Source organism: Klebsiella indica (assembly GCF_005860775.1).
Classification (GTDB): Bacteria; Pseudomonadota; Gammaproteobacteria; order Enterobacterales; family Enterobacteriaceae; genus Klebsiella; species Klebsiella indica.
In genome coordinates, this window is record NZ_VCHQ01000016.1 from 22,928 (window position 1) to 45,004 (window position 22,077).

A 22,077-nucleotide genomic window follows, 5' to 3' on the forward strand; every position below is an offset into this window, starting at 1 on the left:
TATGGCGGCGAAGCTACGCGTCGGCGTTGTGGGTTTAGGTGGTATCGCGCAAAAGGCCTGGCTGCCGGTCCTGGGCCCCGCGGACGGCTGGACGCTACAGGCGGCGTGGTCCCCGGGGAAAGAGAAAGCGCTGCGTATCTGTGAAACCTGGCGTATACCCTATGCCGATTCTTTGGATCTGTTGGCGGCGCAATGTGACGCCGTATTCGTCCACAGTTCGACGACTTCACATTATGACGTGGTGAGTCGGTTGCTTAATGCTGGCGTTCATGTCTGCGTTGATAAACCGCTGGCGGATAAGCTTAGCGACGCGGAGGCGTTGGTTGAACTGGCGTCCCGCCGCAATCTCACGCTGATGGTCGGTTTTAACCGCCGTTTTGCTCCGCTGTATCGTGAACTTAAAACGCAACTTACGCATGCGGCGTCGCTGCGAATGGATAAACATCGTAGCGATAGCGTGGGTCACGATCTGCGTTTCACGTTATTGGATGATTATCTGCATGTGGTCGATACCGCGCTGTGGCTGGCGGGCGGGCAAGCGCGTTTGCGCGGCGGGGCGCTACAAACCACGGCGCAAGGTGAAATGTTGTATGCAGAACATCATTTCAGTTCCGGCCCGCTACAGATCACCACCAGTATGCACCGTCGCGCCGGAAGCCAGCGGGAGTGGGTACAGGCGGTGAGCGATGGCGGATTATATGAAGTACGGGATATGCGGGAGTGGCAGGAGGAGCGGGGAAGCGGTGTGCTCCAGCGTCCTGTTCCCGGCTGGCAGACCACCCAGGAGCAGCGAGGATTTACCGGTTGCGCGCGGCACTTTATTGAATGTGTGCAAAATCAGACAGTTCCTGAAACATCCGGAGAACAGGCGCTTCTGGCTCAGCGCATCGTGGAAAAGCTGTGGCGCGAAGCGATGAGCGAATAATCCGTTGTAACATCTGACAGTAGTAATTCAGTATGAACCCGGTAGACTATCGCCACTTTCCCGCGCCCGCCATTGCGGGCGTTTTACTCCAGGGTTGTGGAATAATACGTTAATGAATCTTTTAAAATCACTGGCGGCAGTCAGTTCGATGACCATGTTTTCGCGCGTGCTGGGTTTTGCTCGCGATGCGATTGTGGCACGTATTTTTGGCGCAGGGATGGCAACTGACGCTTTCTTTGTCGCGTTTAAACTGCCAAACCTTTTACGGCGTATTTTTGCTGAGGGCGCTTTTTCTCAGGCCTTTGTGCCGATTCTGGCTGAATATAAAAACAAACAGGGCGAGGATGCAACGCGCGTTTTCGTGGCCTATGTGTCGGGACTGTTGACGCTGGTACTGGCGCTGGTGACCGTTGCCGGTATGCTGGCAGCGCCATGGGTGATTGCCATTACCGCGCCGGGCTTTGCCGATACGCCCGATAAATTCACGCTGACCACACAACTGCTGCGTATTACATTTCCCTATATTCTGCTGATTTCTCTGGCCTCGCTGGTGGGCGCGATTCTCAATACCTGGAACCGTTTTTCGGTTCCGGCCTTTGCGCCGACGCTTCTTAACGTCAGTATGATCGGTTTTGCCCTGTTTGCGGCGCCATACTTTCATCCGCCGATGTTGGCCATGGCGTGGGCGGTGACGGTTGGCGGCGTGTTGCAGCTCGCCTGGCAACTGCCGCATCTGAAAAGAATTGGCATGCTGGTACTGCCGCGAATTAATTTTAAAGATGCGGGCGCGATGCGGGTCATGAAACAAATGGGGCCGGCGATCCTTGGCGTGTCCGTCAGCCAGATTTCACTGATCATTAATACCATTTTTGCTTCATTTCTGGTTTCCGGCTCCGTTTCCTGGATGTATTACGCCGATCGTCTGATGGAGTTTCCGTCCGGTGTGCTGGGCGTGGCGCTGGGGACCATTCTGTTGCCTTCGCTGTCGAAAAGTTTCGCCAGCGGCGATCACGACGAGTACTGCCGCTTAATGGACTGGGGATTGCGCCTGTGCTTTCTGCTCGCGCTGCCGAGCGCCGTGGCGTTGGGCATACTTGCTAAACCGTTGACGGTCGCGTTATTCCAGTACGGCAAATTTACCGCTTTCGATGCAGTGATGACGCAACGCGCGCTGGTGGCGTATTCCGTCGGACTGATGGGGCTTATTGTAGTGAAAGTACTGGCCCCGGGATTCTATTCGCGGCAGGACATAAAAACCCCGGTGAAAATTGCCATCGTTACCCTGATTATGACGCAGGTGATGAACCTGGCATTTATTGGCCCGCTGAAGCACGCGGGCCTGTCATTATCAATTGGCCTGGCTGCCTGCCTCAACGCTGCGCTGCTCTACTGGCAACTGCGGAAGCAGAAAATTTTCACGCCTCAGGCGGGCTGGTTTATGTTCCTGCTGCGCTTAGTGATAGCGGTGATTGTGATGGCTGTGGCACTGCTGGGGGTGATGTCCGTGATGCCGGAGTGGTCGCAGGGGACGATGCCGTTTCGCCTGTTGCGTTTGATGGTCGTGGTGGCGGCTGGCGTCATCGCCTATTTTGCGACGCTGCTGTTGCTGGGGTTCCGCATTAAAGAGTTCGCCCGCCGTACCGTCTGAGTTGCCGTGTCGGGTTGAAAATGGAGCCGCTCTGCGTCATGGCAGAGCGGCTTTTGGTTATATGAACGGGAGAATGTTTATTTGTCCTCTCGCTGGGCTGAGAGCACTCTGGCGCTTTCGAGCAAACGAATACCAAGCGCAACCGCGCCGCTGATGATCCCCAGGATAACCACGCCGCCCCAGCCTGCCAGCACATACAATTTGCTGCCGAGGATTGAACCCAGCGACATCCCAATAAATACGCCGGTGAACAGCAGTGCGTTAAGGCGACCACGGGCCTGAGGCTCCAGGCCATAAACCAGATTCTGGTGGGCCACCAGGCTGGATTGCAGCCCAAGGTCAAAACCAACAGCCGAGATGGCAATCAGCATCAACTGGCCATGCGGAGGCAGGACAGGCAGCAGGAGCATCAGGGCGAACGATGCAGTCACCAGCGCCGCGCCCATTTGCGTGACTTTTCCCGCGCCCAATTTATCGGCCAGACCACCGGCCAGCGGCGCAGCGAGCGCCCCGGCGGCACCGGCAATACCAAAGCCGCCAGCCACCGCGCTGCCCATCTGATAGCGCGCCAGCAACATAACCGCCAGTGTTGACCAGAATGCGCTGAAGGCGACGGACAGGAAGCCCTGCGCCAGTGCGGCACGGCGCAGCGCAGGATAGCGCTGCCACAGGTGTGCCATTGACTTCATCAACTGCGGGTAGCTCAGGGTGGAATGAATCGCAAAACGCGGCAGGACGCGCCACATTAGCACGCCAATGAGCGCGATACTGATCGCAGCGGCCTGATACATGACTCGCCAGCCGAATATTGCCCCCACCAGACCACTGACGGTTCTGGAGAGCAGGATCCCCAACAGCAGGCCGGTCATGACTGTGCCAACCATTTTACCTTGTTTGCCCGCCGGCGCCAGGATAGCGGCTGCCGGTACGATATCCTGCGCCATGGTTGCCGCCATACCAATAAGCAGGCTGACAATCAGCAGAGTGCTGAGTTGCCCGGTGAGACTACATAACAACAGAAGTACGGCCAGGGCGGCGCTTTTCATCAGAATGAGCGTTCTGCGATCATGGCGATCACCGAGAGGAAGCAGAAAAAGGATCCCCAGCGCGTAGCCTGCCTGAGTCAACGTCGGCACCAGACCCATACCTTCGACGCTTAGTTGCATATTGGCCCCTATCAGCGGCAGAAGCGGTTGCGCATAATAGATTGAAGCAACGCTGAAGCCGGCGCCCAGGGCGAGGATGAAGATGACCCACCCGGCATTGCGGGAGGAGAGTGGAGTCGGTGTCATGGTATGTTCCTTGTAAAAACGATGGCGCTATTTTTCCCCTAATAGGCCAGATGCGGTAGATGGCCCGGTGGTAAAACGGTTATACGCTAAACGTATAGGAAAAATAAAAATGAAGAAGCAGGAACGTATAGATCGTATTGCGCTGATGCGTACATTTATTCGTATCGTTGAGGCGGGTTCGCTCTCCGCGGCGGCGATACAGATGAATACCACGCAGGCGACGGTAAGTCGACGGCTCCAGTCTCTGGAAGGGTTGCTGGGCGTCAAGCTGATTCTGCGTACCACCCATGCAATGAAACTGACTGATGACGGTGAACGCTGTTATCAGCATGCTCGTCAGATTGTCGATGCCTGGCTGGCGCTGGAGGACGATTTGCATATCGCCGATGACCGGCCTGTCGGAGTATTAAGAGTGCGGGCACCGCATGCATTTGGTCAACAGCAGTTACTGGGACCGCTGGTGAATTTTCTCCAGCGCTATCCTGAACTTTCTGTCGAGTGGATGCTGAATGACAAGACCGTCGATTTCCTGAGTGAGGGTATCGACTGCGCGATTCGCGTGGGGGCGGAAGTGGACCCGGCGACGGTATCAGTATTGCTGGCCGAGGTGCCACGTAGCGTGGTCGCCTCGCCGACGCTGCTGGCGCGCTATCCGGCATTAACATCCCCACGGGAGATGTCGGCATTACCGTGGGTGGCGATCAGCACCTTTTATCAGCACGAGGTGATGCTGCAATCTCAGGTTGATAACCAGCTTATCACCTTTGGCATTGCCCCCTGTCTGAGCACGGATAGCGTGCATGTCGCCCGTAATACCGCCGTAGCCGGGCTGGGCGCGGCGATCGTTTCGAGCTGGGCGGTTGTGGAGGATATCGCCGCCGGGCGACTGATTGAGCTATTTCCACAGTGGCGGGCACCTTCGCTGCCGGTGCATCTTGTGTATCCCTGGGCACGCTATTATCCGATGCGCTTGCGTAAATTTCTTGATCTGATGAGAGCGGTGATGCCGCAGGTTGCCGGAATGCAGAGGCCGGAAGCTGAATAAAAAAACCGGCCGCAGGGGCCGGTTTTCAGGTGCAGACGTTACTCTACAGGATGCGGGCGGGTTGGTTCCGCCGTGGCTGTACGGGTTGCGCTATGGCCGCCAGCGGCGCCTTTGCCATCAAAAGCAAATTTCGGGCGAACCCAGTCGCTCTGGCGAGGCGCCTCCGGCACGTAGTCAGGTGCCGGGGCTCGGGTCATCGGCGCGGTCGCATGACGATTTCCCACCACGACAACCGGAGCGGCGGTGTCAGGTTTTGGTTCAACAACCGATTCCGCAACCGGGGCTGCCACCGGCGCGGAAACCACAGGGGCGTCCTCAACGGCAGTAACCGTGTCTTCGACGACAACAGGCGCCTGAGCGACGATCGCCGCTTCCGCTCCGGCTGCGTCGTGTGCAGCGGTTTCAGTGGTAGCCTCTTGTGCAACGGCCTCTACGGCTTCGGCGGCAACGTCATCGGCGACGGCCTGGTCAACCTCTGCAATCAACTGCGGCTGTTCATCAACCGGGGCAGCGATAACGTCCGGATGAGTTGTTTCGACCACCGCAACGTCAGGCTCGCTGATCGTCGCCTGCGGCTCAACAACCTCAACCTCTGCCGGATTCACAGCATTTTCTTCAACAACGTCAGGCGCGATGACTTCCGCGACAACCGGTTCTGCGCTAACCGCGGGTGTAACTTCCGGCGCGACTGCCGCAGCGGTCAGTGCCTGATCCTGAACCTGGGCCTCTTCTTGCTGCTGGTCCTGTGGACGAACAACCGGGTAACGGATCCACACTTTGCCAGACGCCATTTCCGGCGATGCGCAGGCAACGGCCAGCGGCATCGGGGATTGTGTCGGGTAACGCTCATCACGGTAGCGACGGCGACGCTGGCCGCTTACGCGCAGATGGCGTGGTGAACGACGCGAACGACGCGGCATTCCGTTAGTCTCACGAGCTTCACCGTTATCGTCGCTCTCCGCTGTTGCTGTGGTCTCAACAACCGCTGGCAGATCGACTTTTGCCAGTTCAGTGCGTGGGGCAACGGCTTCCGGCTGAGCGGCGTCTGTTTGCCCGGCAACGACCGCTTCGGCGACGTCTGCCGCAGCGGATTCAATGCGCACCTTCTGTGCCAGCTGGCGCGGTTTGCGACGTGGCATCGTCTGAACCCGCTCTTCCTGCTCGCTATCCTGTGCTACCGGCTCTTCACGGGTTTGCGCTTTTGCTTCCTGTTGCGCCTGGCGCTTGTCATCGTTACGACGACGATTACGTTCACGACGCGGCTGCTGCTCGTCGCGGGTTTTGCCTTTTTCGCTGTCTTCGTTCACGGTCTGACGAGACTCGCGCGGCTCGACGTTTTGCGGTTTCTCACGACGATTGCGTCGGTTTTCTTCACGAGGTTCACGAACGTCGCCATTTTCAGCGCGATTATCACGGTTCTCGCGACGATCGTTACGATCTCGCCGGTTGTTTGCGCGAGGTTTGCGACGTTCCTGTTGACGACCGGATTTCTCTTCGCTTTTCTTCTCGACCGGCGTTGCGGCCGGTTTGGCCTCATCCGCGCCGGAGAACATATTTTTCAGCGCGCTGAAGAAGCGTGAAATCAGACCCGGTTGCGCAGGGACAGAAACGTGAGGCGCCACCGGGGCGCTGGTGACCACTGGCGCTTTAGCCGGGGCTTCCTGTGCCGGCGCAGGAGGCACATCCGGCATCACAAACGCGGCCAGCGCCGGTTGCTCAGGAAGTTTACGTTCGGCAGGTTCTTCATCCGAAGGTAACGCCATCTCTTCTTCGTGCAGCTTCGGCAGCAGATAGCTCAGGGTCGAGGTCTCTTCGCCTTTACGCACGCGCAGAACAGAGTAGTGCGGTGTTTCCATCTGGTCGTTTGGCACGATGATGACGCGCACATCCGTCTGACGGTTTTCAATCGCGCTGACCGCAGCACGTTTTTCGTTCAGCAGGTAAGAGGCAATCGGTACGGGCACAATCGCGTGCACTTCTTTGGTGTTCTCTTTCAGCGCCTCTTCTTCAATCAAACGCAGAATGGAGAGCGACAAAGACTCGTTATCGCGGATAGTGCCTGTGCCGCTACAGCGCGGGCAGACGTGGTGGCTGGATTCGCCCAGCGACGGGCTCAAACGCTGGCGCGACATCTCCAGAAGGCCAAAACGTGAAATATGGCTGATCTGGATACGCGCTCTGTCCTGACGCACGGCTTCACGCAGGCGATTTTCCACCGCGCGCTGGTGGCGTACCGGAGTCATATCGATGAAGTCGATTACGATCAGACCGCCGAGGTCGCGCAGACGCAGCTGGCGGGCGATTTCATCGGCCGCTTCAAGGTTAGTGTTGAACGCCGTTTCTTCGATATCGCCGCCGCGGGTTGCCCGTGCGGAGTTGATATCGATAGCGGTCAGCGCTTCTGTGCTATCAATAACGATAGAACCGCCGGAAGGCAGACGAACTTCGCGCTGGAATGCGGATTCAATCTGCGATTCGATTTGGTAGTGGCTGAACAACGGGATTTCGCCGGTGTACAGTTTGATTTTGCTGCTGAAATCCGGACGCCCCAGCGCCGCGATATGCTGGCGAGCCAGCTCAAGCACTTTTGGGTTGTCGATAAGGATTTCGCCGATATCCTGACGCAGATAGTCGCGAAAGGCGCGGACAATCACGTTGCTTTCCTGGTGGATCAGAAACGGAGCAGGGCGACTTTCAGCGGCTTTCTGAATGGCTTCCCAGTGCTTCAGGCGGAAACTTAAGTCCCACTGCAGCGCCTCGGCGGATTTGCCGACGCCAGCGGTACGTACGATAAGTCCCATGCCTTCCGGCAGCTCAAGGCTGGCCAGCGCTTCTTTAAGCTCGGTGCGATCATCACCCTCAATACGGCGCGAAATACCACCAGCACGCGGGTTGTTCGGCATTAATACCAGATAACTTCCCGCCAGGCTGATAAACGTGGTCAGCGCGGCGCCTTTATTGCCGCGTTCTTCTTTATCAATCTGCACAATAACTTCCTGACCTTCACGCAGCACATCCTTAATGTTTGGACGGCCATGGGAATTGTAGCTGGCAGGGAAGTATTCGCGGGCAATTTCTTTGAGAGGGAGGAAACCATGACGCTCGGCACCATAATCAACAAATGCGGCTTCGAGGCTCGGTTCAATACGTGTGATTTTGCCTTTGTAGATGTTCGCTTTTTTCTGTTCGTGCCCGGGGCTTTCGATATCCAGGTCGTACAGGCGTTGCCCATCAACAAGGGCGACACGCAACTCTTCCTGCTGAGTTGCGTTGATTAACATTCTTTTCATCGTAACTTACTCATTATTCTTACATTGACGACTAAGCTGCGGGCAGAGTAACGCCTTACCGGGAGAAACCGATGGCCTCGTGTCTGTTTCACGTCGCCAACCTCACGGTTGTCGCGCGCTTAAGAGGCGCAGAGTGTCGGTTGCCTGTATTTCAAACGGAAACACAATGCAATTATCAGGGGAACTGCCTGGGATGTATCACCAGAGAAGATTCCATTTATACTCAATGTTTTTCACGTTGCAGGCAAAGTGGCTTAACTTGCTCACCTTAATCATCAGACTGAGATGAACATCCGGGGAACCCGGAAGTTGACGCCTTCCTGCGATGTGAAATCCATAGAGCCTGTACCGGTAAGGACTGCAACCCGCAGCCCGCTAACTGTCTGAAAGATCAATACGTCTTACGCCATTGCTGCGTGGATGAACGGTCAGACAAAATTGGTCATTCCGCTAATTTCTTGTTCTAACAAGGTTCAGCACGGAAAACTGCACCATTATTCCATTGCTGAGCGCGTTATAGCAAGTTGACTTTCACCTTTTATTTCCCGCTTACTCACCGTTTTTTCACCTGTGTATACAGATTGTTCTAATAACCAACAAAATACCGGAGGAGCATGTGATGATATGCGGATGATGATAAATATAAGCATATAAAAATGAGTGGCGCTAATGCGCAGGGATATTTAGAATCGCGCACCATGAAAACTGAGATCCCAAGCGTAAAAATGGTTGCCATTGCTGATGATGAAGCCGGGCAACGTATCGACAACTTTTTGCGTACGCAACTGAAAGGCGTACCGAAGAGCATGATTTATCGCATCTTGCGTAAAGGCGAGGTGCGGGTGAACAAAAAACGCGTTAAGCCGGAGTATAAACTGGAAGCCGGCGACGAAGTGCGTATCCCGCCTGTGCGGGTGGCAGAGAAAGAAGAAGAGGCGGTGTCGCCGCATTTGCAAAAAGTGGCTGCGCTGGCTGATGTGATTCTCTATGAAGATGAACATATTCTGGTGCTTAACAAACCTTCCGGCACGGCAGTGCACGGCGGCAGCGGCCTGAGTTTTGGCGTGATTGAAGGCTTGCGGGCGTTGCGCCCGGAGGCCCGCTTCCTGGAACTGGTGCATCGCCTCGATCGCGACACATCTGGCGTTTTGCTGGTGGCGAAAAAGCGTTCGGCGCTGCGTTCGCTGCACGAGCAACTGCGCGAGAAAGGGATGCAGAAGGATTATCTGGCGCTGGTGCGCGGCCAGTGGCAGTCGCATATGAAAGTGGTGCAGGCGCCCTTGCTGAAAAACATTCTGCAAAGCGGTGAACGTATTGTGCGGGTAAACCAGGAGGGGAAACCCTCGGAGACGCGTTTTAAAGTCGAAGAGCGTTATACGCATGCCACGCTGGTACGCTGCAGCCCGGTAACCGGGCGTACGCACCAGATTCGTGTGCACACGCAATATGCTGGTCACCCCATCGCGTTCGACGATCGCTATGGCGATCGCGAATTCGACAAGCAACTGGCAGGAACGGGCCTTAATCGCCTGTTCCTGCATGCCGCCGCGCTGAAGTTTACGCATCCGGGAAGTGGCGAGGTGCTGCGTATTGAAGCGCCGCTGGATAATCAGCTAAAGCGCTGTCTGCAGGTATTGCGTAGCACGAAATAATCCGCAGCAGTTCAGGGTTTAAGCCACTTATCCAGCCAGGGGAAAACCGCATCCTGCTGCTCTTTATAAAAGACGTGGCCCAGTTCCGGCCACGTTTTCGTTTCAAGTCGGTCCTGCGCTTTTTGTGATGCCCAGACGCTGCGTACTTTTGCGAAGGCATCGTTTACGGCCTCAGCCGGGAACAGCTTATCCTGACCACCGCTATAAATAAGCATCGGTTTTGGCGCCGCAATGCTGGCGATATCGGGGATATCCAGACGCGTGGATAAGCCCGGGTGCAGCATATAAAATGCCGATTGACCGCGCAGGATGTTATTACCCGCTTGCATCAGGCCGCTCCTGGTGCCAAACCAGGAGATAACGGCAGTGGCGGCCACATTATCGGAGAGCGCGGCAAGTTGCCAGGCGCGAAAGCCTCCCATCGAGAAACCCAGCACCCCGATTCGTGTACTGTCAACTTTTTTGAGCGTAGTGAGAAAATTGACGGTGCGCAGATCTTCGTAGGCCATTTCACCGGCCAGCGAGCGTCCAAGATTAAAATAGTTGCTGGCCAGCGCCTGCTGCTGTTCGTAAACCATAGGCCCGCGATCTCCCCAGCCTGGGCTATCAATGGCGATCACGAGATAACCGCGCTTTGCCAGTTCGTCACCGATGAATCTACCGGTGAAAAATTTATCCGCCCACGCCTGGGCGCTGGCTAACTGCGCGGCATTATTCCATGGGCGAATGAGCTTTTCCTTACCGATATCAAACTTAGCGCCATGATCGTGAAGCAGAACGATCGCCGGGTGAGGGCCTGCGGATTTTGGCGTCAACATCAGGGCGGCGATTCGATTATCGTCGGTGATATTGAGCGCGATTTTTTCGGCGAGATAACTTCCGCGATCTTCCGTCATGATCGTCTGCGGATCAAAGGGGATGGTTGAATCAGGCGTGAGCAGAGATTGCCGAAGCAGTTGACGAGCATGCTGTCGCCAGTGATTAAAATCGCTATAGCGGCCAGAGAGCCAGGAATCCGGGTAAGTCATTTGTGCTTTCAACTGTTGCCAGGAGGCGGGGAGATTGCCGTCTACCACACCTTGACGCTGCCAGTCATCGGCGTTGGCGCTGGCGGCGGCCAGCAGGGTAATAGCTAAAAGCGCGACGCGACTATTCATCGGGGCTCCATTTTTAAAATAAAACGACGTTTCATTATTGTGTGGATTGTAATGGAGGCAGAGAAATAAACTGTGATCGACAAGACAATAAAGGAGTCGATAACACCCCGTAGTGTGGGCGTGTTGTGCTGCTTGCCGCACCGCCAGGCGGGCCTGTCGGATGAACGGGTCGCGCTGGCATAAAGAAAAGGGCGCAGGAATCGGGGGCGGGCGGTGAAATCCCTGATTCCCGTTTTCTGTCTCCTTAGGCAAGCAGCGGATTAAATCCTTCCCGACGCAGCATCTGACATAAGGCGATTAGCGGTAAACCGACCAGCGCGTTCGGATCGCGTCCTTCCAGGCGTTCGAAAAGCGTGATGCCTAAACCCTCGCTTTTGAAACTTCCGGCACAGGCTAACGGATTTTCTTTGCGAATATAGCTGTCAATTTCCTGGTCGCTTAAATGGCGAAAATGAACATCAAAGGGTTCACATTCGGTTTGTAAATGACCCCTGGCTGAATTGTATAACGCCAGCCCGGTATAAAACGTCACGATGGTGCCGCTGGCTTTCTTCAACTGACGATGGGCATTTTCCGCCGTGTGCGGCTTACCGGTAATTTCGCCATCCAGGACGCAAACCTGATCGGAGCCTATAATAAGGTGTTGTGGATAGCGCTCGGCGAGGGCCTGCGCTTTAGCTTGCGCCAGGCGCATCACCAGCTGGCGCGCCGGTTCGCCGGGCAGCGGCGTTTCATCAACCTCCGGCGCCGCGCAGGCAAAAGAGACCGACAGCTTTTCCAGCAGCATCCGCCGCCAGGGGGAGGTTGACGCGAGGATCAGTTCAGACATATTTTTTCATCCACATATAGCGCTTCGCAGTGCATCATTTTAAACTATGCGCCGCAATGTGTGCGAATAAATGGCAAAAGGCAACCTGAGGCTGCCTTTTTCTTTGACTCTATGACGTTACAAAGTTAATATGCGCGCCCTATGCAAAAGGTAAAATTACCCCTGACTCTCGATCCGGTTCGCACGGCTCAAAAACGCTTAGATTACCAGGGTATCTATACTCGTGATCAGGCTGTGCGTGTCGCCGATTCTGTTGTCAGCGTGGACAGTGATGTGGAATGTAGCATGTCGTTCGCTATTGATAACCAGCGTCTTGCCGTTTTACGCGGCGATGCGACGGTGTCAGTAACCCTCGAATGTCAGCGTTGCGGGAAACCGTTCTCTCATCATGTCCACACAACGTATTGTTTCAGCCCCGTCAGAAATGACGAACAGGCCGAAGCACTGCCGGAAGCGTATGAGCCGATTGAGGTTAACGAATTCGGTGAAATCGATCTGCTGGCGCTGGTTGAAGATGAAATTATCCTCTCCTTGCCTGTAGTTCCGGTGCATGATTCTGAACACTGTGAAGTGTCCGACGCGGACATGGTCTTTGGTGAACTGCCTGAAGAGGCACAAAAGCCGAACCCATTTGCCGTATTAGCCAGCTTAAAGCATAAGTAATTGAGGAGTAAGGTCCATGGCCGTACAACAGAATAAACCAACCCGTTCCAAACGTGGCATGCGTCGTTCACATGACGCGCTGACCGCTGTCACCAGCCTGTCTGTAGACAAAACTTCTGGTGAAAAACACCTGCGTCACCACATCACTGCCGACGGTTTTTACCGCGGCCGCAAGGTAATCGCTAAGTAATCACGCATTACTCCATGGATTTCGCGTTGCAAAAAGAGGCAAGCGAGAGCGCGCCGGTAGCATAGATGATGTAACTGGCGTGAATGCGCGCAGTCACCCCCTTGTAACGTGAAAGACAAAGAGTAAACGCGTGATGAAGCTTAGTGAGGATTTCCCTGGGTGACCGGGGAATAACTGAACCGGGCAGCGACGATACTTTGACACGTCTAACCCTGGCGTTAGATGTCATGGGTGGGGATTTTGGCCCTTCCGTGACGGTGCCTGCAGCTTTGCAGGCACTGAATTCTAACTCACAACTTACACTCCTTTTAGTCGGCGATCCCGACGCAATCGTACCATTACTCGCCAAAGCTGATTTCGAGCAACGTTCGCGTTTACAGGTTATTCCTGCGCAGTCAGTTATTGCCAGTGATGCTCGTCCCGCACAAGCGGTTCGCGCCAGTCGCGGTAGCTCAATGCGCATGGCGCTGGAGTTAGTGAAAGAAGGGCGGGCGGAAGCCTGTGTGAGCGCAGGAAATACCGGCGCGCTGATGGGGCTGGCCAAGCTGTTGCTCAGGCCTATTGACGGGATTGAGCGCCCGGCGCTGGTCACGATGTTACCGCATCAGTTAAAGAGCAAAACGGTGGTGCTTGACTTAGGCGCCAACGTCGATTGCGATAGTACGATGCTGGTGCAGTTTGCCGTGATGGGGGCCGTTCTTGCCGAAGAAGTTATCGGCATTAAGAATCCCCGCGTTGCGCTGCTGAATATTGGTGAAGAAGAGACGAAAGGTCTCAGCAGTATTCGCGATGCGGCAGCCGTCTTGAAAACGTTGCCGACCCTGAATTATATCGGCTATCTGGAAGCCAATGAATTATTGACGGGGAAGACGGATGTTCTGGTTTGTGATGGATTCACAGGCAACGTCACATTAAAAACGATGGAAGGTGTTGTCAGAATGTTCCTTTCACTGTTGAAATTACAGGGAGAGGGGAAAAAAAGGTCGTGGTGGTTGCTTTTATTAAAGCGTTGGTTACAAAAAAGCCTGTCGAGGCGATTCAGTCACCTCAACCCCGACCAGTATAATGGTGCTTGTCTGTTAGGATTGCGCGGCTCGGTGATTAAAAGCCACGGGGCTGCTAATCAGCGCGCTTTTTGCGTCGCGATAGAACAGGCGGTGCAGGCGGTGCAGCGGCAGGTTCCCCAGCGAATCGCCGCTCGCCTGGAATCTTTATACCCTACAGGTTTCGAACGGCCTGAGAGCGCCCAAACGGAAACGCCGGGTCACGGACCCGGGTGACCGGATACGATCGACGCCTCACAGTTTGACTAAACCAGGTATATTACCCAAGAGTGACTGAGCGTACATGTATACGAAGATTATTGGCACCGGCAGCTATCTGCCTGAGCAAGTGCGTACTAACGCCGATTTGGAAAAAATGGTTGATACGACTGACGAGTGGATTGTGACTCGTACCGGTATCCGCGAACGCCGTATTGCCGCACCGAATGAAACAGTCGCTACTATGGGCTTTGCAGCCGCTAAGAATGCGCTGGATATGGCGGGCGTTAAGCCGGAGCAAATTGGTCTGATTGTTGTTGCGACCACCTCCGGAACCCATGCGTTCCCCAGCTCAGCTTGCCAGATTCAATCAATGCTGGGTGTTAAAGGTTGTCCGGCGTTTGATGTTGCCGCGGCGTGCGCAGGGTTTACCTACGCGTTAAGCGTTGCCGATCAATACGTAAAAAATGGCGCGGTTGATTATGCGCTGGTTATTGGCGCGGATGTTCTGGCGCGTACCTGCGATCCCGCCGATCGCGGAACAATTATTATCTTCGGCGATGGCGCGGGTGCAGTGGTGCTGGGGGCTTCTGAAGAACCGGGAATTATCTCAACGCATTTGCATGCGGATGGCAGCTACGGCGAACTACTGACGCTGCCGAACGCCGATCGCGTCGAGCCGGAAAATTCAATTTATCTGACGATGGCGGGCAACGAAGTCTTTAAAGTCGCGGTGACCGAGCTGGCGCATATCGTTGATGAGACCTTAGCGGCGAATAATCTCGAACGTTCTGAGCTGAACTGGCTGGTGCCGCATCAGGCTAACCTGCGTATTATCAGCGCCACGGCGAAGAAACTGGGGATGTCGATGGACAACGTGGTGATAACCCTTGACCGGCATGGCAATACGTCGGCGGCTTCTGTTCCCTGCGCGCTGGATGAGGCGGTTCGTGATGGTCGCATCGAGCGTGGTCAGTTGATTCTGCTGGAAGCCTTCGGTGGTGGTTTCACCTGGGGTTCCGCGCTGGTTCGTTTTTAGTATAAGGATTTAAACATGACGCAATTTGCTTTTGTGTTCCCGGGACAGGGTTCTCAGAGTGTCGGGATGCTGTCGGATATGGCGGCGGCTTACCCGGTCATCGAAGAGACATTCCGTGAAGCCTCTGCGGCGTTGGGTTACGATCTGTGGGCGCTTGCGCAGCAGGGCCCGGCGGAAGAGCTGAATAAAACCTGGCAGACGCAACCGGCGCTGCTGACCGCGTCTGTCGCGCTGTATCGCGTCTGGCAGACGCAGGGCGGTAAAGCCCCTGTTCTGCTGGCGGGCCACAGCCTCGGCGAATATTCTGCGCTGGTCTGCGCGGGCGTGATCGATTTTGCCGACGCCGTGCGTCTGGTTGAAATGCGCGGTAAGTTTATGCAGGAAGCGGTGCCGGAAGGCACTGGCGCGATGTCGGCGATTATTGGCCTCGACGATGCGGCGATTGCCAAAGCCTGCGAAGAGTCTGCTCAAGGGCAGGTTGTTTCACCGGTGAACTTTAACTCGCCGGGCCAGGTGGTTATCGCCGGTAACAAAGAGGCCGTCGAACGTGCCGGCGCCGCCTGTAAAGCGGCGGGCGCTAAACGTGCGCTGCCGCTGCCGGTCAGCGTACCGTCACACTGCGCGCTGATGAAACCAGCGGCGGAAAAACTGGCCGTTGAATTGCAAAAAATCACCTTTAACGCGCCGACGATTGCGGTGGTGAACAACGTTGATGTGAAAAGCGAAACCGCGCCCGATGCTATCCGCGATGCCTTGATCCGTCAGCTTTACAGCCCGGTTCAGTGGACCAAAACCGTTGAGTTTATGGCAGCGCAGGGCGTAACGCATCTGTATGAAGTGGGGCCGGGTAAGGTCCTCACCGGTCTGACTAAACGTATTGTTGACACCCTGACAGCCTCCGCGCTTAACGAGCCGGCGGGCCTGTCTGCGGCGCTTGAGCAATAAAAGAGGAATACCATGAGTTTTGAAGGAAAAATCGCGCTGGTCACCGGTGCAAGTCGCGGTATTGGCCGCGCAATCGCTGAAACGCTCGTTGCCCGTGGCGCGAAAGTTATCGGTACTGCGACCAGCGAAAGCGGCGCACAGGCGATTAGCGATTATTTAGGTGCGAACGGCAAAGGTTTGCTGCTGAATGTGACCGATCCTGCATCTATTGAATCTGTTCTTGGAAATATTCGCGCAGAATTTGGTGAAGTTGATATCCTGGTAAATAATGCCGGGATCACTCGTGATAACCTGTTAATGCGCATGAAAGATGACGAGTGGAACGATATCATCGACACCAATTTGTCATCTGTTTTCCGTCTGTCAAAAGCGGTAATGCGCGCTATGATGAAAAAGCGTTATGGGCGTATTATCACTATCGGTTCTGTGGTTGGTACCATGGGAAATGCGGGTCAGGCCAACTACGCTGCGGCGAAGGCGGGTCTGATTGGCTTCAGTAAATCACTGGCTCGCGAAGTTGCGTCCCGTGGTATTACTGTAAACGTTGTTGCTCCGGGCTTTATTGAAACGGACATGACGCGTGCGCTGACTGATGAGCAGCGTGCGGGTACGCTGGCGGCTGTTCCTGCGGGGCGCCTTGGCTCTCCAAATGAAATTGCCAGTGCGGTTGCATTTTTAGCCTCTGACGAAGCGAGTTACATCACCGGTGAAACCCTTCACGTCAACGGCGGAATGTATATGGTCTGATCGAGTTTTGCGCAAAACGTTCAGGAACCGCGCAGTCCGTGCAGTTCCCTGCGATGTTTTGTGCAAAATGATTTGCGTTATTAGGGGATATGGCCTCAAAATAACGTAAAATCGTGGTAAGACCTGCCGGGATTTAGTTGCAAATTTTTCAACATTTTATACACTACGAAAACCATCGCGAAAGCGAGTTTTGATAGGAAATTTAAGAGTATGAGCACTATCGAAGAACGCGTTAAGAAAATTATCGGCGAACAGCTGGGCGTTAAGCAGGAAGAAGTCACCAACAATGCTTCCTTCGTTGAAGACCTGGGCGCTGATTCTCTTGACACCGTTGAGCTGGTAATGGCTCTGGAAGAAGAGTTTGATACTGAGATTCCGGATGAAGAAGCTGAGAAAATCACTACAGTTCAGGCTGCCATTGATTATATCAACGGTCACCAGGCGTAAGTGAGCATCTCCAGGCGGTCGTTCGACCGCCTGAGTTTTATCTATATTTTGTCCCACAAGAATCTATTTTCCCTCCCTGGAGGACAACCGTGTCTAAGCGTCGTGTAGTTGTGACCGGACTGGGCATGTTGTCTCCTGTCGGCAATACCGTAGAGTCTACCTGGAAAGCTCTCCTTGCCGGTCAGAGTGGCATCAGCCTGATCGACCATTTCGATACTAGCGCCTATGCAACCAAATTTGCTGGCTTAGTAAAGGATTTTAACTGTGATGATTTCATCTCGCGCAAAGAACAGCGCAAGATGGACCCCTTCATTCAATATGGAATTGTCGCTGGCATTCAGGCCATGCAGGATTCTGGCCTTGAAGTGACGGAAGAGAATGCGACCCGCATCGGTGCTGCTATTGGCTCCGGTATTGGCGGTCTCGGTTTGATCGAAGAAAACCACAGTTCGCTGGTAAAAGGCGGACCGCGTAAGATCAGCCCGTTCTTTGTTCCTTCCACAATTGTTAACATGGTGGCCGGGCATCTGACCATCATGTTTGGTCTGCGTGGGCCAAGTATCTCCATCGCGACCGCTTGTACGTCAGGCGTACACAACATTGGCCACGCAGCGCGCATCATTGCCTATGGCGATGCCGACGCTATGGTTGCCGGTGGTGCGGAAAAGGCCAGTACCCCACTGGGCGTAGGCGGTTTTGGCGCGGCGCGTGCGCTGTCCACGCGCAATGATAACCCGCAGGCGGCAAGTCGCCCGTGGGATAAAGAGCGTGACGGTTTCGTGCTGGGCGATGGCGCGGGCATGCTGGTACTGGAAGAGTACGAGCACGCGAAAAAGCGCGGTGCAAAAATTTACGCTGAAGTCGTCGGTTTCGGTATGAGCAGCGATGCCTACCATATGACGTCGCCGCCGGAAGATGGCGCTGGCGCGGCGCTGGCGATGGTGAACGCCATTCGTGATGCGGGCATTGAAGCCAGCCAGATTGGCTACGTCAACGCCCACGGTACTTCTACGCCGGCAGGCGATAAAGCAGAAACGCAGGCGGTGAAATCCGTTTTCGGTGACGCAGCCAGCCGCGTAATGGTCAGCTCCACCAAGTCAATGACGGGTCACCTGTTGGGCGCTGCGGGCGCGGTAGAGTCAATCTATTCGATCCTCGCCCTGCGCGATCAGGCGATCCCGCCAACCATTAACCTGGATAATCCGGATGAAGGTTGCGATCTGGACTTTGTTCCGCACGAAGCGCGCCAGGTCAGTGGTATGGCGTATACGCTGTGCAACTCTTTTGGTTTCGGTGGCACTAACGGTTCGTTGATCTTTAAAAAGGTGTGATGTGCGCCCGACGTAACATCGTTGATGTCGTCAATGCGCATCGGAAAACTGGCCCGCTTGTCGGGCCTTTTTTATTCGGTTTTCTCCGCTTGCTCCATACCTTTCCTCCTGCGACACTGACCGGTCAGCGATAAGGAGTCCTTTATGTTTTTGATAAATGGCACTAAAAGTGAAACGCTTGCGGTTAACGATCGTGGTGTACAGTTCGGCGACGGCTGTTTTACCACCGCCCGCATCGTCAGAGGCCGCGTTCAGTTCCTTGTGGCCCATCTGGAGCGGTTGCGGACTACCTGTGAAAAACTTTTTATTCCCTATAATGAGTGGGCATTATTACGTCAGGAGATGAAGCATCTTGCGCAATCGCAGCAGGATGGCGTACTGAAGGTGATGATCACACGTGGAGCGGGAGGACGTGGCTACAGTACCGCAGGGTGTGTGAATCCCACGCGTATTCTTGGCGTATCACCTTATCCTGCCCACTATACCCGCTGGCGCGAAGAGGGGATCTCTGTGACGCTGAGTCCTGTTCAACTGGGACGTAACCCTTCCCTGGCGGGACTTAAACATCTCAACCGCCTGGAGCAGGTGCTGATTCGTTCTTATCTTGAGCAGACGGACGCCGATGAAGCGCTGGTCCTTGACAGTGACGGGTGGCTTACGGAATGCTGTGCCGCAAACGTATTCTGGCGTAAAGGCTTTGACGTATATACTCCACGCCTCGAACAAGCGGGCGTTAACGGTATTATGCGTCAGCATATTCTCGCGCAGCTGGCACCCTCGCCGTTTCGTGTTGTCGAAACCACCGCACGCCCCGAGGCGTTACGCGATGCCGATGAGGTGCTTGTCTGCAACGCATTAATGCCGCTGGTGCCGGTTCGCCGCTGGGACGATATATGCTGGTCCGCGCGGGAGCTTTACCCTATTTTAGCCCCATTGTGTGAGCTGTCTGATTAGTTATGAAGAAAATGTTACGTTTCATCCTGTTGCTGGTGGTGATGCTGGGCATCGCCGCAGGCATCGGTATGTGGAAGGTTCGTCAACTGGCGGACAGCAAGTTACTGATTAAAGAAGAGACTATTTTTACTCTTGCCGCGGGTACCGGACGTCTGGCGTTGGGGCAGCAGTTGTATGGCGAGAAAGTGATTAACCGGCCCCGGGTTTTCCAGTGGCTGTTGCGCGTTGAGCCGGAGTTATCTCATTTTAAGGCCGGGACCTATCGTCTGACGCCTGAAATGACGGTACGGCAGATGCTGCAACTTCTGGTCAGCGGCAAAGAAGCCCAGTTTCCGCTACGCTTCGTTGAAGGGATGCGGGTGAGTGATTATCTGCGCGAGCTGCGCGATGCGCCTTATGTGAAGCATACGCTGGCGGATGATAGTTATGAAACCGTTGCTAAAGCGCTCAACCTGGATCATGCGGATTGGGTTGAGGGCTGGTTCTGGCCGGACACCTGGATGTATACCGCCTATACCAGCGACGTCGCAATCCTCAAACGCGCACATGAGAAAATGGTTTCTGAAGTTGAAAAGGCCTGGGCAGGGCGAGCGGATAATCTGCCGTATAAGGATCAGAATCAACTGCTGACGATGGCGTCGATCATTGAGAAAGAGACGGCGGTACCCGAAGAGCGCGATCGCATCGCGTCTGTATTTATTAATCGTTTACGGATCGGTATGCGCCTGCAAACCGATCCGACCGTGATTTACGGGATGGGTGAGCGTTATAATGGTAGGTTAACGCGTAAAGACCTGGAAACCCCTACTGCTTACAATACCTATGTCATTAACGGCATGCCGCCAGGGCCAATTGCTACACCGGGTGAAGCCTCACTGAACGCTGCCGCGCATCCGGCAAAAACGCCTTATCTCTATTTTGTCGCAGATGGTAAGGGCGGGCACACGTTTAGCACTAACCTGGCCAGCCACAACCGTGCGGTACAGGACTATTTAAAGGTACTTAAGGAAAAAAATGCGCAGTAACTATATTGTCATCGAAGGCCTGGAGGGGGCGGGGAAGACTACCGCACGTAATCTGGTGGTGGAGACGTTGCAACAGTCAGGCGTCAGCGATCCGCTGTTTACCCGCGAACCGGGCGGCACCATTCTGGCCGAGAAGCTGCGTAGCCTGGTGCTGGATATCCAATCTACCGGCGATGAGGTGATCAATGATAAAGCGGAAGTGCTCATGTTTTATGCCGCTCGGGTGCAACTGGTCGAAACGGTGATTAAACCGGCGCTGGCCCGTGGACAATGGGTGATTGGCGATCGTCACGACCTGTCGACTCAGGCTTACCAGGGCGGGGGACGCGGTATCGATCAAACAATGCTGGCGACGCTGCGGGATGCGGTGCTGGGGGATTTTCGCCCTGATCTGACGCTCTATCTTGACGTTACCCCTGAGGTCGGCCTGAAACGTGCTCGCGCACGCGGTGAGCTTGATCGCATTGAACAGGAGTCGCTGGATTTCTTTAATCGTACCCGCGCACGCTATCTTGAACTGGCGGCGCAGGACGCCACTATTCGCACCGTTGACGCCACGCAGCCGCTGGAGGCTGTTGCGCGCGACATTCGCGCTGCGGTCACTCAGTGGCTCGCGGAGCAGCGTGCATGAAATGGTATCCGTGGTTACGCCCCTCTTTTGAACAGTTAGTCTCCAGCTACCAGGCGGGACGGGGGCACCATGCGTTACTGGTCCAGGCCCTACCAGGAATGGGGAGTGACGCGTTGATTTATGCGCTGTGCCGCTTCCTGATGTGTCACCAGCCCCAGGGGCATAAGAGCTGCGGTCATTGTCATAGCTGTCAGTTGATGCAGGCCGGTACCCATCCTGATTATTATCTCCTGGCCCCTGAAAAGGGAAAGATTTCCCTTGGGATCGACGCTGTGCGTGAGGTAAGCGAAAAGCTTTATGAACGCGCCCGATTAGGGGGGGCTAAGGTAGTATGGATAGACGATGCCGCGATGCTGACTGACGCAGCGGCCAATGCATTACTGAAAACGCTGGAGGAGCCGCCGGAGAATACCTGGTTCTTCCTTGCCTGTCAGGAGCCCGCTCGCTTGCTGGCTACGTTGCGTAGCCGCTGCCGCTTGCATCATCTTGCTCCCCCGTCAGAACACTATGCGCTGGCGTGGCTGGAGCGAGAAGTGACAATGTCACAAGATGCATTGCTGACGGCGTTACGCCTCAGCGCCAATGCGCCAGCGGCGGCTCTGGCGCTGTTACAGGAGGCGCACTGGGCCTCACGCCAGCAACTGTGTCAGACACTGGCGACAACTTTAACCCACGGTGACTGGCTGACCCTGTTGCCGATTCTGAACCATGAACAGGCCGCCGTTCGTCTGTACTGGCTGGCATCGCTGCTGGTTGATGCGCAAAAAAGGCAGCAGGGGGTCACGCTGGTCAGCAACCCGGATGTCTGGCCCCTGTTGAATCAACTGGCCGCCACGTTGCCTGCCGCCTGCTTACAGGCGATTGCGGGTGATGTTGGCGTCTGCCGGGAACAGCTGTTGAGTGTGGTCGGCGTTAATCGCGAACTGCTACTAACCGAGCGTCTTCTGCGCTGGGAACACTATCTGCAACCCGGGGCGGTTTTGCCCCTATCCCACCTCTGAGAGA

General features: G+C 55.2%; 20 protein-coding genes. 16 read left to right on the forward strand and 4 right to left on the reverse strand.

Annotation, left to right across the window (positions count from 1 at the left end; translation table 11 throughout):
• The first annotated feature begins 1 nt into the window (after nt 1).
• Nucleotides 2-925 (forward strand): Gfo/Idh/MocA family protein, encoded by a 924-nt coding sequence (locus FE839_RS12660; protein ID WP_138361162.1) that lies wholly within the window; start codon nt 2-4, stop codon nt 923-925.
• Between the two features lie 112 nt (nt 926-1,037).
• Complete coding sequence (gene murJ / locus FE839_RS12665) at nt 1,038-2,573, forward strand: murein biosynthesis integral membrane protein MurJ (RefSeq protein WP_138361163.1); 1,536 nt, start codon at nt 1,038-1,040, stop codon at nt 2,571-2,573.
• 77 nt (nt 2,574-2,650) lie between these two features.
• Here the strand turns inward: murJ and FE839_RS12670 are convergent, their stop codons facing one another.
• A complete protein-coding gene (locus tag FE839_RS12670) occupies nt 2,651-3,865 on the reverse strand; it encodes an MFS transporter (RefSeq protein WP_138361164.1) in 1,215 nt (404 codons plus the stop codon).
• 109 nt (nt 3,866-3,974) lie between these two features.
• Here FE839_RS12670 and FE839_RS12675 point away from each other — a divergent pair, with 109 nt between their 5' ends.
• A complete protein-coding gene (locus FE839_RS12675) occupies nt 3,975-4,910 on the forward strand; it encodes a LysR family transcriptional regulator (protein WP_138361165.1) in 936 nt (311 codons plus the stop codon).
• Nucleotides 4,911-4,948: 38 nt separating this feature from the next.
• Here FE839_RS12675 and rne read toward each other — a convergent pair whose 3' ends face one another.
• Nucleotides 4,949-8,200, reverse strand: a complete 3,252-nt coding sequence (gene rne, locus FE839_RS12680) for a ribonuclease E (RefSeq protein WP_138361166.1) — start codon at nt 8,198-8,200, stop codon at nt 4,949-4,951.
• Between the two features lie 698 nt (nt 8,201-8,898).
• Between rne and rluC the strand changes: the two genes are divergently transcribed.
• Entirely contained in the window at nt 8,899-9,852 is a 954-nt protein-coding gene (gene rluC / locus FE839_RS12685) for a 23S rRNA pseudouridine(955/2504/2580) synthase RluC (protein ID WP_171034878.1), read from the forward strand.
• Between the two features lie 11 nt (nt 9,853-9,863).
• Here the strand turns inward: rluC and FE839_RS12690 are convergent, their stop codons facing one another.
• Together FE839_RS12690 and FE839_RS12695 are read right to left on the reverse strand one after the other, a co-directional pair.
• Nucleotides 9,864-11,009, reverse strand: a complete 1,146-nt coding sequence (locus FE839_RS12690; protein WP_138361168.1) for a dienelactone hydrolase family protein — start codon at nt 11,007-11,009, stop codon at nt 9,864-9,866.
• 244 nt (nt 11,010-11,253) lie between these two features.
• Complete coding sequence (locus FE839_RS12695; protein ID WP_138361169.1) at nt 11,254-11,838, reverse strand: Maf family protein; 585 nt, start codon at nt 11,836-11,838, stop codon at nt 11,254-11,256.
• 141 nt (nt 11,839-11,979) lie between these two features.
• Between FE839_RS12695 and yceD the strand changes: the two genes are divergently transcribed.
• From yceD to holB, 12 genes are all read left to right on the forward strand, one after another.
• On the forward strand, nt 11,980-12,501 hold the full coding sequence (gene yceD / locus FE839_RS12700; protein WP_138361170.1) for a 23S rRNA accumulation protein YceD: 522 nt from the start codon (nt 11,980-11,982) through the stop codon (nt 12,499-12,501).
• A 16-nt stretch (nt 12,502-12,517) separates the two neighbouring features.
• Nucleotides 12,518-12,691: a 50S ribosomal protein L32 gene (gene rpmF, locus FE839_RS12705; protein WP_000290724.1), complete on the forward strand. Its 174-nt coding sequence runs from the start codon at nt 12,518-12,520 to the stop codon at nt 12,689-12,691.
• A gap of 197 nt (nt 12,692-12,888) precedes the next feature.
• A complete protein-coding gene (plsX, locus tag FE839_RS12710) occupies nt 12,889-13,971 on the forward strand; it encodes a phosphate acyltransferase PlsX (protein WP_171034875.1) in 1,083 nt (360 codons plus the stop codon).
• A gap of 67 nt (nt 13,972-14,038) precedes the next feature.
• Nucleotides 14,039-14,992 carry a beta-ketoacyl-ACP synthase III gene (locus FE839_RS12715; RefSeq protein WP_138361172.1) on the forward strand — a complete coding sequence of 318 codons (954 nt, stop codon included), beginning with the start codon at nt 14,039-14,041 and terminating at the stop codon, nt 14,990-14,992.
• A 15-nt stretch (nt 14,993-15,007) separates the two neighbouring features.
• A complete protein-coding gene (gene fabD, locus FE839_RS12720) occupies nt 15,008-15,937 on the forward strand; it encodes an ACP S-malonyltransferase (RefSeq protein ID WP_138361173.1) in 930 nt (309 codons plus the stop codon).
• A 12-nt stretch (nt 15,938-15,949) separates the two neighbouring features.
• Nucleotides 15,950-16,684 carry a 3-oxoacyl-ACP reductase FabG gene (fabG, locus tag FE839_RS12725; protein WP_138361174.1) on the forward strand — a complete coding sequence of 245 codons (735 nt, stop codon included), beginning with the start codon at nt 15,950-15,952 and terminating at the stop codon, nt 16,682-16,684.
• Nucleotides 16,685-16,894: 210 nt separating this feature from the next.
• Nucleotides 16,895-17,131: an acyl carrier protein gene (acpP, locus tag FE839_RS12730; protein WP_000103754.1), complete on the forward strand. Its 237-nt coding sequence runs from the start codon at nt 16,895-16,897 to the stop codon at nt 17,129-17,131.
• Nucleotides 17,132-17,220: 89 nt separating this feature from the next.
• Nucleotides 17,221-18,462 carry a beta-ketoacyl-ACP synthase II gene (gene fabF / locus FE839_RS12735; protein WP_138361175.1) on the forward strand — a complete coding sequence of 414 codons (1,242 nt, stop codon included), beginning with the start codon at nt 17,221-17,223 and terminating at the stop codon, nt 18,460-18,462.
• A 144-nt stretch (nt 18,463-18,606) separates the two neighbouring features.
• A complete protein-coding gene (gene pabC / locus FE839_RS12740; RefSeq protein WP_138361176.1) occupies nt 18,607-19,416 on the forward strand; it encodes an aminodeoxychorismate lyase in 810 nt (269 codons plus the stop codon).
• Nucleotides 19,417-19,418: 2 nt separating this feature from the next.
• Nucleotides 19,419-20,441: a cell division protein YceG gene (gene yceG, locus FE839_RS12745; protein ID WP_138361177.1), complete on the forward strand. Its 1,023-nt coding sequence runs from the start codon at nt 19,419-19,421 to the stop codon at nt 20,439-20,441.
• Nucleotides 20,431-21,072 carry a dTMP kinase gene (tmk, locus tag FE839_RS12750; RefSeq protein ID WP_138361178.1) on the forward strand — a complete coding sequence of 214 codons (642 nt, stop codon included), beginning with the start codon at nt 20,431-20,433 and terminating at the stop codon, nt 21,070-21,072. Before yceG ends, tmk begins: the two co-directional genes overlap by 11 nt.
• On the forward strand, nt 21,069-22,073 hold the full coding sequence (holB, locus tag FE839_RS12755; protein ID WP_138361179.1) for a DNA polymerase III subunit delta': 1,005 nt from the start codon (nt 21,069-21,071) through the stop codon (nt 22,071-22,073). Before tmk ends, holB begins: the two co-directional genes overlap by 4 nt.
• Nucleotides 22,074-22,077: the final 4 nt, after the last annotated feature.

Coding starts and splice junctions, on each gene's coding strand:
- fabG (WP_138361174.1), top strand. CDS start 15,950: ATGAGTTTTGAAGGAAAAATCGCGCTGGTCACCGGTGCAAGTCGCGGT.
- fabD (WP_138361173.1), top strand. CDS start 15,008: ATGACGCAATTTGCTTTTGTGTTCCCGGGACAGGGTTCTCAGAGTGTC.
- yceD (WP_138361170.1), top strand. CDS start 11,980: ATGCAAAAGGTAAAATTACCCCTGACTCTCGATCCGGTTCGCACGGCT.
- acpP (WP_000103754.1), top strand. CDS start 16,895: ATGAGCACTATCGAAGAACGCGTTAAGAAAATTATCGGCGAACAGCTG.
- FE839_RS12690 (WP_138361168.1), bottom strand. CDS start 11,009: ATGAATAGTCGCGTCGCGCTTTTAGCTATTACCCTGCTGGCCGCCGCC.
- rluC (WP_171034878.1), top strand. CDS start 8,899: ATGAAAACTGAGATCCCAAGCGTAAAAATGGTTGCCATTGCTGATGAT.
- murJ (WP_138361163.1), top strand. CDS start 1,038: ATGAATCTTTTAAAATCACTGGCGGCAGTCAGTTCGATGACCATGTTT.
- FE839_RS12660 (WP_138361162.1), top strand. CDS start 2: ATGGCGGCGAAGCTACGCGTCGGCGTTGTGGGTTTAGGTGGTATCGCG.
- rne (WP_138361166.1), bottom strand. CDS start 8,200: ATGAAAAGAATGTTAATCAACGCAACTCAGCAGGAAGAGTTGCGTGTC.
- FE839_RS12715 (WP_138361172.1), top strand. CDS start 14,039: ATGTATACGAAGATTATTGGCACCGGCAGCTATCTGCCTGAGCAAGTG.
- rpmF (WP_000290724.1), top strand. CDS start 12,518: ATGGCCGTACAACAGAATAAACCAACCCGTTCCAAACGTGGCATGCGT.
- FE839_RS12670 (WP_138361164.1), bottom strand. CDS start 3,865: ATGACACCGACTCCACTCTCCTCCCGCAATGCCGGGTGGGTCATCTTC.
- FE839_RS12675 (WP_138361165.1), top strand. CDS start 3,975: ATGAAGAAGCAGGAACGTATAGATCGTATTGCGCTGATGCGTACATTT.
- holB (WP_138361179.1), top strand. CDS start 21,069: ATGAAATGGTATCCGTGGTTACGCCCCTCTTTTGAACAGTTAGTCTCC.
- pabC (WP_138361176.1), top strand. CDS start 18,607: ATGTTTTTGATAAATGGCACTAAAAGTGAAACGCTTGCGGTTAACGAT.
- tmk (WP_138361178.1), top strand. CDS start 20,431: ATGCGCAGTAACTATATTGTCATCGAAGGCCTGGAGGGGGCGGGGAAG.
- yceG (WP_138361177.1), top strand. CDS start 19,419: ATGAAGAAAATGTTACGTTTCATCCTGTTGCTGGTGGTGATGCTGGGC.
- FE839_RS12695 (WP_138361169.1), bottom strand. CDS start 11,838: ATGTCTGAACTGATCCTCGCGTCAACCTCCCCCTGGCGGCGGATGCTG.